The sequence below is a fragment of the Geobacillus sp. LYN3 genome, from assembly GCF_003064505.1.
Classification (GTDB): Bacteria; Bacillota; Bacilli; order Bacillales; family Anoxybacillaceae; genus Parageobacillus_B; species Parageobacillus_B toebii.
In genome coordinates, this window is sequence record NZ_QCWL01000001.1 from 454,765 (window position 1) to 467,771 (window position 13,007).

At 40.2% G+C, this 13,007-nt stretch carries 11 protein-coding genes; 4 read left to right on the top strand and 7 right to left on the bottom strand.

Annotation, left to right across the window (positions count from 1 at the left end; translation table 11 throughout):
- Positions 1–449: 449 nt before the first annotated feature.
- From DCC82_RS02400 to dnaA, 7 genes are all read right to left on the bottom strand, one after another.
- Positions 450–1,529, bottom strand: a complete 1,080-nt coding sequence (locus DCC82_RS02400; RefSeq protein WP_097353957.1) for an HD-GYP domain-containing protein — start codon at positions 1,527–1,529, stop codon at positions 450–452.
- 124 nt (positions 1,530–1,653) lie between these two features.
- The gene (gene gyrA, locus DCC82_RS02405; protein WP_097353958.1) at positions 1,654–4,131 is read right to left on the bottom strand and encodes a DNA gyrase subunit A; all 2,478 of its coding nucleotides are present in this window, start codon (positions 4,129–4,131) and stop codon (positions 1,654–1,656) included.
- A gap of 62 nt (positions 4,132–4,193) precedes the next feature.
- Positions 4,194–6,116 (bottom strand): DNA topoisomerase (ATP-hydrolyzing) subunit B, encoded by a 1,923-nt coding sequence (gene gyrB, locus DCC82_RS02410; protein WP_012748784.1) that lies wholly within the window; start codon positions 6,114–6,116, stop codon positions 4,194–4,196.
- A gap of 38 nt (positions 6,117–6,154) precedes the next feature.
- The gene (recF, locus tag DCC82_RS02415; RefSeq protein WP_097353959.1) at positions 6,155–7,279 is read right to left on the bottom strand and encodes a DNA replication/repair protein RecF; all 1,125 of its coding nucleotides are present in this window, start codon (positions 7,277–7,279) and stop codon (positions 6,155–6,157) included.
- 11 nt (positions 7,280–7,290) lie between these two features.
- On the bottom strand, positions 7,291–7,512 hold the full coding sequence (yaaA, locus tag DCC82_RS02420; protein ID WP_012748782.1) for a S4 domain-containing protein YaaA: 222 nt from the start codon (positions 7,510–7,512) through the stop codon (positions 7,291–7,293).
- A 102-nt stretch (positions 7,513–7,614) separates the two neighbouring features.
- Entirely contained in the window at positions 7,615–8,751 is a 1,137-nt protein-coding gene (gene dnaN / locus DCC82_RS02425) for a DNA polymerase III subunit beta (RefSeq protein ID WP_012748781.1), read from the bottom strand.
- A gap of 165 nt (positions 8,752–8,916) precedes the next feature.
- Positions 8,917–10,269, bottom strand: a complete 1,353-nt coding sequence (gene dnaA, locus DCC82_RS02430; protein ID WP_062679405.1) for a chromosomal replication initiator protein DnaA — start codon at positions 10,267–10,269, stop codon at positions 8,917–8,919.
- Positions 10,270–10,736: 467 nt separating this feature from the next.
- On the opposite strand from dnaA, the gene rpmH reads away from it, so the two are divergent.
- The 4 genes from rpmH to jag all read left to right on the top strand — a co-directional run bounded on the left by rpmH (position 10,737) and on the right by jag (position 12,812).
- Positions 10,737–10,871, top strand: coding sequence for a 50S ribosomal protein L34 (gene rpmH, locus DCC82_RS02435; RefSeq protein WP_015865427.1), 135 nt, complete (start codon positions 10,737–10,739; stop codon positions 10,869–10,871).
- Between the two features lie 79 nt (positions 10,872–10,950).
- Positions 10,951–11,301 carry a ribonuclease P protein component gene (rnpA, locus tag DCC82_RS02440; RefSeq protein WP_015865426.1) on the top strand — a complete coding sequence of 117 codons (351 nt, stop codon included), beginning with the start codon at positions 10,951–10,953 and terminating at the stop codon, positions 11,299–11,301.
- Between the two features lie 120 nt (positions 11,302–11,421).
- Positions 11,422–12,192 carry a YidC family membrane integrase SpoIIIJ gene (spoIIIJ, locus tag DCC82_RS02445; protein ID WP_062679404.1) on the top strand — a complete coding sequence of 257 codons (771 nt, stop codon included), beginning with the start codon at positions 11,422–11,424 and terminating at the stop codon, positions 12,190–12,192.
- A complete protein-coding gene (gene jag / locus DCC82_RS02450) occupies positions 12,189–12,812 on the top strand; it encodes an RNA-binding cell elongation regulator Jag/EloR (RefSeq protein WP_015865424.1) in 624 nt (207 codons plus the stop codon). The genes spoIIIJ and jag overlap by 4 nt, the downstream gene beginning before the upstream one ends.
- Positions 12,813–13,007: the final 195 nt, after the last annotated feature.

Here is a 13,007-nt window from a genome sequence, read left to right on the forward strand (position 1 = left end):
CACGCCGCCAGCGTTCGTCCTGAGCCAGGATCAAACTCTCCAAAAAGAAAGTTGATTGGCTTATTTAATTCGTCACTGACACCGAAGGTGTCAAGTCGCCTTCGCTTTTCTTATTGTCCAGCTTCAGCGCCTAGCTCTCTTGTGCCAAATAACCTTCTCCCTCGAAGTGCAAGCACTTCAGCGGGTGAAGAACATTTGGCTTCGAGAGCTGATCGCGGCGCTTCCGCTTTTCTTATTGACGCTTGCGTTTTGTCTAGTTTTCAAGGAACTTCAAACTCTAAATGATGACAGCTATTAAATAATAACTAAAAGCAAAATAAAAGTCAACATGTTTTTTATAAACATTTATAAATTTATTTGTTTTTTCTTCAAGACAGGCTTTATTCTATCACTATTATTGCTGTTGTTCAAGAGTATTTTTCTAGAAAAAATTTTTTGCTCCATCATCGTTAATCAATAACTTCTTCAATATGAATATCTCGATGTTCACTTAGAGAAAGAAATTCGTCTTTATCTACGATTTTAACAATTGGTCTTGTTGGCGCTTCCCGCTGCATAAAAACGATTTCCGCCATTTCACCGTTCGATAATTTGACAACTGTTCCTATATGAAAATTTATCAAACTGTCTAGTAGTATTTGTATCGCTTCCATACTCAATTTACCAAAGTGCTCGACTTGAATTTTTTCAAGTGCTTTAAAAGGCGATTGTTTTCGTCGATAAAGACGTTCGGACGTCATCGCGTGATAAACGTCAGCTACGGCCACTATTTTACTATAAGGGTGAATTTGCCGATCACGAATTCCAAACGGATAGCCCGTTCCATCATTGCGTTCATGATGCTGCAATACAGCTAGCTTTACTCCTTCTTTTAATGACGTTATTTTTTGAACCATTCGATAGCCAAACACGGTATGTTGCTTTACTTCTTCATATTCGCTAGTAGTAAGCGCAGATTTCTTCGCTAAAATTCTCTGATCAACCTTCGCCATGCCACAGTCAGACAATATACCCGCCAGCACAATTTGATAACAGTCCCCTTTACTATAATCTAATTGTTTTGCTAAAAATCCAGATAATAAACCAACACTGACAGCGTGATGGTATAAATAGTCTTCTTTTGTGGCATAACGATATAGCGTTAATAGCTCTTTTCGATGATGTACAAATTTATCGAATAAAGGGATAATAATATCTCTTATTTCCCCTATATCGATAGGAGAGCCTGACTGCCAAGATTGAAATGCTTTTTTATATTTTTGAACCGCTTTCAGATAAAGTGATATCGGCTGCTCATTGCTAGTGTTATCGCCATCATGCTGTCCAAGCAATTCAGCTGGTCTAAATGGATCGCCATTTGCCAGAACTGGTTCGATGCACACTTCCTCAATCAAAAATTTTTCCAGTACATTTAATAACGCTGGCGTCAATACAGTATTTTTGGGCATAATTGTCTTTTTTGTTTTACCTAGTACATCTTCAGCAAGAATACATCCTTCTTGCAATTGATGAAGTTTCGCCCGGATCATTGTGCTACACTCCTACTTTCGTCCTTTATTCCATAATCTTATACTAACATTGATGGTACGATAGTTGTAGTGGTTTACATAAAAAATGGCTCAAAAGGTAACACCTTTCGAGCCATTACAGTAATTAATGATTCTCTTCTTCGTCTACTTCATTTTCTTTCTCTTCTTTTGGAACTTTCGCTACGGTAGCAACATATTCATGTTCATCATCGTCGGATAAGCGAATTAATTTTACGCCTTGTGTATTTCTTCCCATTCGTGAAATGTCACTGACCGCAATACGAATAAGAATGCCGCCTGCCGTAATGAGCATTAAGTCTTCTTCACCAGTCACCGTCTTCACCGCAACAACCGAACCATTTTTCTCCGTAATGTTGCACGTTTTGAGTCCTTTTCCGCCACGGCTTTGTATACGATACTCCGAAGCCGGGGTACGCTTGCCATAGCCGTTTTTCGTAACGACTAATACATCGCAATCATCTTCTAAAATTTCCATGCCAACAACTTCATCGCCATCTTCGAGGGTAATCGCTTTAACTCCTGTTGCGCTTCGTCCCATTGTTCGTACATCGGTCTCTGGAAAACGAATGAGCATTCCGTTTTTTGTCCCGACAATAATATGTTTCGAACCGTCGGTTAACTTAACGGAAATCAACTCATCTTCTTCACGCAAATGGATGGCGATTAGACCATTGTTACGAATATGGGCAAACGAAGATAATGGCGAGCGTTTGGCGATTCCTTGTTTTGTTGTAAAGAACAAATATAAATTATCATCAAATTCATTGTTAATAGGGATAATGGTGTTAATCCACTCGTCTTTATCGAGTTCTAAAAGATTAATGATTGGAATTCCTCTAGCGGTTCGACCAAATTCAGGAATTTCGTATCCCTTCGCCCGGTATACTTTCCCTTTATTTGTAAAAAATAAAACAGTGTCATGGGTCGATGTAATCAAAAGATGTTCCACAAAGTCATCTTCGCTCGTATGCATTCCTTGGACGCCTCGTCCGCCTCGTTTTTGGCTTTTATACGTTGAAACAGGAAGACGTTTAATATAGCCTTTATGCGTGAGCGTAATGACGATGTTTTCGCGCGGAATTAAATCTTCATCGTCAAATTCTTCGATTCCTCCAATGACAATTTCTGTTCTCCGCTCATCGTTAAACCGCTCTTTAATTTCCGTTAATTCATCGCGAATAATTTGTAAAACTTTCTCTTCATCGGCTAAAATTGCTTTTAATTCGGCAATTAAGCGAATAAGATCTTGATATTCTTGTTCGATTTTTTCTCTTTCCAATCCTGTCAATCGTTGCAAGCGCATGTCTAAAATCGCCTGTGCCTGTCTTTCGCTGAGCGAAAATTGCCGCATAAGTCCTTCTCTAGCGATTTCTGTCGTTTGCGAGCTGCGGATTAAGTTAATCACTTCATCGAGATGATCAAGAGCAATACGCAATCCTTCTAAAATATGGGCACGCGCCTCCGCCTTTTTCAATTCATATGCCGTGCGGCGGCGAATGACGGTTTTTTGATGATCTAAATAATGTTGCAAGCATTCTTTTAAGTTTAATACTTTCGGCTGGCCGTCAACAAGCGCGAGCATGTTAATACCAAAGTTCGTTTGCAGTGCCGTATGTTTGTATAAATTGTTTAATATTACTTTCGAGTTCGCGTCTCTTCGCACTTCGATGACAATTCGCATTCCGCTGCGATCCGATTCATCGCGCAAATCAGTAATGCCGTCAATTTTCTTTTCACGGACAAGCTCGGCAATGCGTTCAATTAATTTTGCCTTGTTGACTTGATAAGGGAGCTCGCGGACAATGATCATTTCTTTCCCGTTTGATTGTTGTTCAATCTCGACTTTGGCGCGCAATGTAATCGAACCTCGGCCTGTTTCATACGCTTTGCGGATGCCGCTGCGTCCAATGATTTGCCCTGCTGTTGGAAAATCCGGTCCTGGAATATATTCCATTAAATCCGCTACAGTCATATCAGGATTTTTACTTAACGCCAAAATCGCGTCGACCACCTCGCCGAGCTGATGCGGCGGGATGTTCGTGGCCATCCCGACAGCGATCCCTGACGAACCGTTTACTAGTAAATTTGGGAAGCGCGACGGCAATACGACAGGCTCTTTTTCCGAACCATCATAGTTATCTTGATAATCAATTGTATCTTTGTTAATGTCACGCAGCATTTCCATCGCGATTTTGGACATGCGCGCTTCCGTGTAACGCATCGCTGCAGCCGCATCGCCGTCAATGGAACCAAAGTTTCCATGACCATCTACAAGCACATAACGATAGTTAAAATCTTGTGCCATGCGAACCATCGTATCATACACCGCTGCGTCACCGTGAGGGTGATATTTACCGATGACTTCACCGACGATGTGGGCAGATTTTTTATAAGGCTTGTCCGCGGTCATTCCGAGGTCATGCATTGCATATAAAATACGGCGGTGCACCGGTTTTAACCCATCGCGTACATCAGGTAATGCGCGCGATACGATGACGCTCATCGCATAGTCAAGAAACGAAGAGCGCATCTCTTGGCTAATATTGACTTCGCGGATGCGCGGATTTTGATTTTCTGACATTCATAAAAACCTCCCTTATAAAAAATTTTCGGCGGGGAGGGTGATTGCTCAACACTCTCCGATTAAATGTCTAAGTTTTTCACATATCGCGCATTTTCTTCAATAAACTGCCTTCTCGGTTCTACTTTGTCTCCCATTAAAATCTCGAATGTTTCGTCTGCTTCAATCGCATCTTGCAAACTAACTTGAAGAAGCGTTCTTGTCTCTGGATTCATCGTTGTTTCCCATAATTGTTCCGGATTCATTTCTCCAAGACCTTTATAACGTTGAATCGTTGGTTTCGGATTTTCCGGCAATTCCGCAAGAATTTTTTCAAGCTGCCGATCATTATACGCGTATTTTACCTGCTTGCCTTGTTCAATCTTATAAAGCGGAGGCTGGGCGATGTATACATATCCCCGCTCGATAAATTCGCGCATATAACGATAAAAGAAAGTAAGCAATAATGTGCGGATATGTGCCCCATCGACATCAGCATCTGTCATAATAATGATTTTATGGTAACGCGCTTTCGTAATATCAAAATCTTCACCAATTCCCGTACCTAACGCAGTGATGATAGCGCGAACTTCATTGTTCGATAAAATTTTGTCAAGCCGCGCTTTTTCGACATTGATAATTTTCCCGCGCAACGGCAAAATCGCTTGAAAATGGCGGTCTCTCCCTTGCTTTGCCGAACCGCCGGCAGAGTCTCCTTCGACCACATACAATTCACTGATAGAAGGATCTTTCGAGGAACAATCCGCTAGTTTCCCAGGCAAGTTAGAAATTTCAAGAGCGCTTTTTCGTCTTGTAAGCTCACGCGCTTTTTTCGCCGCTAACCGTGCCCGCGCCGCCATCATGCCTTTTTCCACAATTTTTCTTGCTATCGTTGGATTTTCTAATAAAAATGTTTCAAATTGTTCTGAGAAAATTGCATCGGTAACCGCCCGTGCATCACTGTTTCCAAGTTTTGTTTTTGTTTGTCCTTCAAACTGCGGGGACGGATGTTTAATCGAAACGATCGCTGTCAATCCTTCGCGAACATCTTCTCCGGTTAAATTAGGGTCATTATCTTTCAAAATTTGATGTTTGCGTGCGTAATCGTTAATAATGCGCGTCAATGCTGTTTTAAAACCGGATTCGTGCGTTCCGCCTTCATGTGTGTGAATGTTGTTAACAAAAGAATAAATATTGCTACTATAACTATCGTTATATTGGAGAGCAATTTCCACATAAATACCATCGCGCTCACCAATGATATAAATCGGTTCCTCATGAAGCACTTCACGCGTCCGATTTAAATGTTTAACGTAAGATTTAATACCGCCTTCGTAATGATATTCGTTTTTCCGATTTTCTACTCGCTTATCTTCAAGCGTAATTTTAAGGCCTCGATTTAAGAAAGCTAGCTCGCGAAGACGGGTTGCCAACGTTTCATAATCAAATTCTGTCGTTTCCGTAAAAATTTCCGGATCAGGCTTAAAACGAACGGTGGTACCTGTCCGATCCGTTTCTCCAATCACTTCTAAATCTGTACAAGGTACGCCTCGTTGATATTTTTGATAATGAATTTTCCCGTCCCTGTGTACATATACTTCCAGTTCTTCGGATAGAGCGTTAACGACAGAAGCGCCGACGCCATGAAGTCCGCCCGACACTTTATAACCGCCGCCGCCAAACTTTCCTCCTGCATGAAGCACGGTCATAATGACTTCGACAGCAGGGCGCCCCATTTTCTCTTGAATATCAACAGGAATACCACGGCCGTTGTCCGTAATCGCAATGATATTATCTTTTTCGATCGTAACGTTAATTTCTGTACAGTAACCAGCTAAAGCTTCATCGATGCTATTATCTACAATCTCCCATACGAGATGGTGCAGTCCTTTTGGACCCGTGGAACCAATATACATCCCCGGCCGTTTACGGACTGCTTCCAGCCCTTCTAATACTTGAATTTGGCTCGCATCATACGTATGTTCGATTTTTTGTTCCATTGTCATGCGAATCACCTACGCTTTCTTTCCAAACGTTCAAAAGATTAATCACAAAGAGGGGCGGTAATGTGACCGGAATGGACTTTGTAAATTGCTGCTTCCTTGACGATGTCATGTTCGATTCCGTCAATGCTTGTTGTCGTCACAAACGTTTGCACTTTTTTCCGAATTGTATCAAGAAGGTGGGTTTGCCGAAAGTCATCGAGTTCAGATAGCACATCATCAAGTAAAAGAATGGGGTAATCGCCAATTTCGGAAAAAATCAATTCGATTTCTGCCAACTTGATGGATAACGCTGTTGTGCGCTGTTGCCCTTGAGAGCCAAATATTTGAACATCTTTTCCGTTCACGCTAAATGCAATATCATCACGATGCGGACCAGCAAGCGTCATTCCTCGCTGGATTTCTCTTTCTTTTATTGTAGCAAACTTTTCACTATATGCTTCTATTATTCTCGACAATTCTACCTTTTCTGATACATCAACAGAAGGTCGATATTGAATTTGTAATGTTTCTAATCCGCGGCTAATTTCGTGATGAATTGGCGCCGCCCATTTTTGCAGCAAAAGCAAAAATTCATACCGCTTTAGCGTGATTTTAGCTGCCAGCGGAATGAGCTGTTCTGTTAAGATATCTAGTACTGTTTCATCTTGCTGCTCGCGCGTTTGCAACATTTTTAAATAATGGTTTCGCTGCTGCAAAAGCTTTTGGTATTGGCTCAAATCATGTATATAAACAGGGGATACTTGCCCAATTTCCATATCGACAAAACGCCGTCTCACTTGCGGGCTTCCTTTTACTAAATTTAAATCTTCCGGGGCAAACATCACGATATTCAAATGACCAACATATTGACTTAATCGTTGCTGTTCAATATGGTTGCATTTCGCTTTTTTTCCTTTTTTTGAAATAATAAGTTCAAGCGATAGCGCCCCATTTTTTTTTATTGCCTTTCCTTCTATTTTAGCATAGTCTTCGTTCCAGCGAATGAGATCTTTGTCGTTTGTTGTCCTGTGCGACTTCGCCATCGCCAATACATAGATGGCCTCCATCATGTTTGTTTTCCCTTGAGCATTCTCCCCTAAAATAATATTTACGTTATTGGCAAACTCTATCGTTTCACTCTCATAATTACGATAATTTTTTAGCGATAAATGTGTTAAAAACAACGGCCCTTCACCTACTCTGCCCTTGTTACAATAAACGTTCCAAGTCCTTCGACTTCGACTATATCCCCATTTTTTAATTTCCGTCCACGCCGATTTTCTCTTTCTCCGTTGACAAGCACTTCATTCGTTTGCAGAAACCATTTCACAGCACCGCCTGTCCCAACGGCTTGAATGAGTTTTAGCAATTGACCAAGCGTAATCGTTTCTGTCGTAATCGTTACTCTTTTTTCCATTCATCATCGCTCGCTTTCTAAAAACTGCCCATCTCTTTATTTTAACGAAAAAATAAAATATTAGCAAAGAAAGCTGCTAGAACTTAGCAGCTTTCATAAACGTTAATACGTTCTTACTGGTAAAATAAGCTGAAGCATAGAGTCGCTATGGAGAGGACGAAGTAAAAATGGACGCATTGCACCAGTAAAGCTAATTTGAATGTCGGTGCCATCAAGCGCTTTTAGTGCATCCATCATATATTTTGCGCTAAAGGAAATCTTTAATTCCTCTCCTTCGATCGATTCACTTTGAATTTCTTCCGTTACTTTTCCGATTTCCGGAGAAATAGAAGAAATTTCAATAATGCCGTCATTTAGCGTTGTCAGTTTCACAACATTGTTTCTTCCTTCTCTTGCTAATAAAGATGCGCGGTCAATGGCTTGTAAAAACTCTTTTGCGTTAACGATAATATCGGTTTTGCTATCTGTTGGAATAAGCCGGGTAGTTTCTGGATAATTTCCATCAAGCAATCGAGAGAAAAACAATAAATGTTTTGTTTTAAATAAAATTTGATTCGCCGTGATGACAATATCAACCGGGTCGTTGCTATCATCTAAGATTTTGCTCAATTCATTTAAACTTTTTCCCGGAATGACAACATTGTACGATTGCTGGTTTTCCGTTTCTATTTTTGCTTTTCGTAATGCAAGACGATGGCTATCTGTTGCAGTACAGATCAGTTCGCCATCTTCAACTCTCCAGTTGACACCTGTCAAGATCGGTCTTGTCTCTGAAGTAGAAACAGCAAATACTGTTTGACGAATGATTGTTTTTAACAAGTCAGTAGGAATTTTAAAAACATTTTCTTCCTCAATTTGCGGAAGTCTTGGATACTCTTCCGCGTCAAGCCCGTTTAAACTGAACTCCGCTTTTCCGGAACGGATCACCGTTAAAAAATTAGGCTGTACTTCAATTTCAATCGTATTTTCCGGTAGTTTTTTTACGATTTCTGAAAAAAAGCGAGCTTGCAGCACAATACTTCCGGTTTCTACTACTTCGACAAGCACTTTGTCTTCTTCTTCTGTAGGAATAAAAGATTCAATCGAAATGTCGGAATCGCTTCCTGTTAATGTTACTCCTTGTGAAGTTGCCGCAATTTTAATTCCAGTCAAAATCGGAATCGTCGTACGGGGGGACACAGCTTTCATAACATCTTGAACACTTTGAACTAGCGCTTCTCGATCAATTTTGATTTTCATCACGTAAGGCCTCCTACAATGATTAGGGAAATAAATTATTTTTTTATAATAAAAATATCGTAATACTAGTAATAATGCTTGTTGAAATGTGGATAAGTAAAAAAAGTAAAGGAAACACAGTCTGTCCACATGTGGATAGACTGTGTGTAACCATTCACTAGTTATTCACAATTGCTTTAGTTTCTCTTCAATCTCTTTTATATGTTTTTGCAATTGAGCATCTGTTTGGAGAAGCTTAGAAATTTTTTCATGGGCATGAATGACCGTCGTATGGTCACGGCCTCCAAATTCATCTCCAATTTTCGGCAATGAACAATCGGTAAGTTCTCGCGAAAGGTACATAGCGATTTGGCGCGGAAAAGCGACAGATTTCGTTCTTTTCTTAGCTTTAAAATCTTCTAGTTTAATATTGAAATGCTGGCCGACAACGCGCTGAATATCTTGAATGGTAATGACTTTTGGTTTTGTACTCGGAATAATATCCTTTAACGCCTCTGCCGCTAAATCAGCAGTAATTTCTTTATTGATCAGCGATGAGTAAGCTACAACGCGTATGAGGGCTCCTTCCAGCTCACGAATGTTAGAGTCAATTTGATTAGCGATATACAGCATCACTTCATTCGGAATATCAAATCCTTCCGCCTTTGCTTTCTTTCTGAGGATAGCGATCCTCGTTTCTAAGTCAGGAGGAGTGATATCCGTAATAAGCCCCCATTCAAACCGTGAGCGAAGGCGGTCTTCCAATGTCGGAATCTCTTTTGGCGGCCGATCGCTGGAGATAACGATTTGTTTACTTTCTTCATGCAATGTATTAAACGTATGGAAAAATTCCTCTTGAGTTTGTTCTTTTCCCGCTAAAAACTGAATATCATCAATTAATAGGACATCAACGTTCCGATATTTGTTGCGAAAATCGTCGGGACGATTGTCACGAATCGCGTTGATAAATTCATTTGTAAATTTTTCTGATGATAAATACACTACTTTCGCGGACGGATTATGTTCAATGACGTAATGGCCGATCGCGTGCATTAAATGCGTTTTGCCTAAGCCAACCCCGCCGTAAATAAATAGCGGATTATATGCTTTCGCCGGCGCTTCTGCCACCGCTAAAGAAGCTGCATGGGCAAAACGATTGCCGGAACCGATGACAAACGTGTCGAACGTATATTTTGGATTCAGCATGCTTTGCGGAAAATCCGTTGATTCCTCGTATGACTTTCGGTGCTTTTTCGAAGATCGCTGAAATTCAAAATCATCTTCGGATTGATTAGGAGGAGTAATGAACTTGATCAACAGTTCTTCTCCAGTGATGTCGTAAATGGTTTCAGCAATCAAGCGAGAGTAGCGGGAATCAAGCCAGTCTCTTGCAAATTCGTTTGGGGCTATGATGACAAGCGTGTCACCTCGTAAAGAGTGGGCTTTTGTTGATTTTAACCAAGTTTCAAAGCTTGGCTTGCTAATTTTCTTTTCGATTTCCCCGAGCACACGATTCCATAAATCATGGATGTTTTCCACCCGTTGCCCCCTCCTTTGAATCGTTTAAAAAAAGAATCTGTGGAAATAACATAATAATAAGGAAAAAAGATGGTATTTCGACAAAATCCACTACATGTGGATAACTTTATAAACAAGTTGTGAAAAAACATATCCACAACATATCCACAAAATGTGGATAAATTTTTTTATTCACACAATTATCCATAATGAAAACACAATAATAATAGCAAATAAACTAGCATGTTGCAATGGATTTTTAAAATTATCCACAAAAGAAAGACGTTGTGAAAAAATAATTATCCACATAGGTGAAAGATGTGAAAAAATTGTCGATAAATTATGTGGATATGTAAAATGGTGTCTAAAAAATTATCCACAACTTCGTGAACGAGGGAAAAATCCTGGAGCGGTTGACATTTTGCTAGATTGTTCAATATAATTAGAAAGACTGCCCGTAACAGTTATTCCTCAGGGAGGTGTCATAGATGAAACGGACATACCAACCAAATAAACGGAAGCGCAGCAAAGTTCATGGGTTCCGTGCGCGCATGAGTACGAGAAATGGCAGAAAAGTGCTTGCGCGTCGTCGTCGTAAAGGAAGAAAAGTATTATCCGCATAGGCCACTGAAACTTCAGTGGTCTTTTTTCTCAAGAGGATAGTGATTATAGAGATTGAAAAAGATGGAGTGTTTCCGCACGATGAAGAAAAAGTATCGCATAAAGAAAAACAAAGAATTTCAAGAAGTGTTCCAGCGCGGTACATCGATGGCGAATCGACAGTTTGTTATTTATATGCTTGACCGTCCTGAACAACCGTATTTCCGGATCGGTTTATCAGTGAGTAAAAAGCTTGGGAAGGCGGTTGTAAGAAATCGAATTAAACGTTACATTCGACAAGTTTTTTTGGAGATGAAAGACGATATTATGCCTCAAAAAGATTATGTGATTATTGCTAGGCTCCCAGTTGCAGAAATGACATATTTTGAGGTGAAGAAAAGCTTGCTGCATGTATTGCGCAAGGCGGGCGCGCTGAAAAGAGATATAAAATAAGGCATCTATTTTACTCCCGATGCTACGGTTTCTCGCTGAAAAAAGAGCGCCCATTTTGTTTGAAATGATGCTAAAATACATATTTAGGGTAATGTGAATTTGTCGGTTAGGAGGAAAAAGATGGTGAAGAGGCGAATTTGGTTAACGGTTGGGTTAATGGCATTGCTTGCACTCATATCGGGCTGTACGCAAATTAACGAACCAATTACGCCGGAGAGCAAAGGTTTTTGGAATGAGTATATCGTTTACCCGCTCTCTTGGCTAATTAAATATGTCGCTAATGCTTTAGGCGGAAACTTTGGATTGTCGATCGTTATTGTAACCATCTTCATTCGTTTGCTTATTTTACCGTTAATGATCCAGCAAACAAAAAATGCGAAAGCGATGCAAGCGCTGCAACCGGAAATACAAAAGCTTCGGGAAAAATATAGCTCTAAGGATATGCAAACACAACAAAAGCTCCAGCAAGAAATGATGTTGTTGTTTCAAAAACACGGTGTAAACCCGATGGCAGGTTGTTTCCCAATTCTTATTCAAATGCCGATTTTAATTGGATTTTATCATGCCATTATGCGTACGAGAGAAATTGCGGAACATAACTTTTTATGGTTTGATCTCGGCGAAAAAGACCCATATTTTATTTTACCGATTGTCGCAGGGATTACGACATTTATCCAACAAAAAATAATGATGGCTGGCGCTGGACAACAAAATCCGCAAATGGCGATGATGCTTTGGATGATGCCGATTATGATCGTGATTTTCGCGATTAATTTCCCAGCTGCTTTATCGCTTTATTGGGTAGTCGGGAATATTTTCTCTATTGTGCAAACGTATTTCATTAAAGGGCCGAATGTGGACTCTGCTCATTCAGGAGGAAAGAAAAAGTGAAAGAAGTAACCGCGACCGCCGCGACCGTAGATGAAGCTGTGCAGTTAGCGCTGCAACAGCTCGGTGTTTCGAGGGATCGTGCAGAAATTACGGTGTTGGATAAAGGAAGAAAAGGGCTGTTTGGGATTTTTGGAAGCAGACCTGCAGTGGTAAAAGCAAAACTTATGATAGATCCAGTAGAAGAAGCAGAGTTATTTTTAAAAAATGTTGTAAAACAGATGGGAGTAACAGCAGCAAAAATAGAGAAGCAACAAGATGGCAAGCGGATAACATTCATGATCACAGGAGAACAAGTAGGTTTATTGATCGGAAAACATGGACAAACATTAAATTCATTGCAATTATTGACTCAGCTTGTCGCAAACCGCTATGCAAAAGAATATGTTTCCATTATCGTCGATGCGGAAAATTATCGGGAACGAAGAGAAAAAACGCTGATTCAGCTGGCGCAGAAGTTAGCGGAAAAAGCGATAAAAACTGGAAAAGAAGTAAAGTTGGAGCCGCTTCCAGCGCATGAACGAAAAATTATTCATAATGCGTTAGCGAACTATAAAAAAGTAACTACTTATTCGGTTGGAGAAGAACCACATCGTTATGTTGTAGTATCTCCAATCATGTAAATCCACATTGATGAAAAGGGGCTATCTCTGAAACAAGCGAGGCAGCCTCTTTTTCTTCTTTTTTTGTTTACATTTTTTAGGTTTAAGGATGAGCACTTCATGTTGTTATTCACATGTGGATAAGTTAAAATTGAAATGATTAACGAAAAAATTGTGGATAGATCGTTATTGACAACGGTAGTTGTCTAACATATA

Bases quoted from the DNA above. Each gene is read 5' to 3' on its own strand.
- DCC82_RS02400 (WP_097353957.1), bottom strand. From the start codon at position 1,529: ATGATCCGGGCGAAACTTCATCAATTGCAAGAAGGATGTATTCTTGCT.
- gyrA (WP_097353958.1), bottom strand. From the start codon at position 4,131: ATGTCAGAAAATCAAAATCCGCGCATCCGCGAAGTCAATATTAGCCAA.
- gyrB (WP_012748784.1), bottom strand. From the start codon at position 6,116: ATGACAATGGAACAAAAAATCGAACATACGTATGATGCGAGCCAAATT.
- yaaA (WP_012748782.1), bottom strand. From the start codon at position 7,512: ATGGAAAAAAGAGTAACGATTACGACAGAAACGATTACGCTTGGTCAA.
- dnaN (WP_012748781.1), bottom strand. From the start codon at position 8,751: ATGAAAATCAAAATTGATCGAGAAGCGCTAGTTCAAAGTGTTCAAGAT.
- rpmH (WP_015865427.1), top strand. From the start codon at position 10,737: ATGAAACGGACATACCAACCAAATAAACGGAAGCGCAGCAAAGTTCAT.
- rnpA (WP_015865426.1), top strand. From the start codon at position 10,951: ATGAAGAAAAAGTATCGCATAAAGAAAAACAAAGAATTTCAAGAAGTG.
- spoIIIJ (WP_062679404.1), top strand. From the start codon at position 11,422: ATGGTGAAGAGGCGAATTTGGTTAACGGTTGGGTTAATGGCATTGCTT.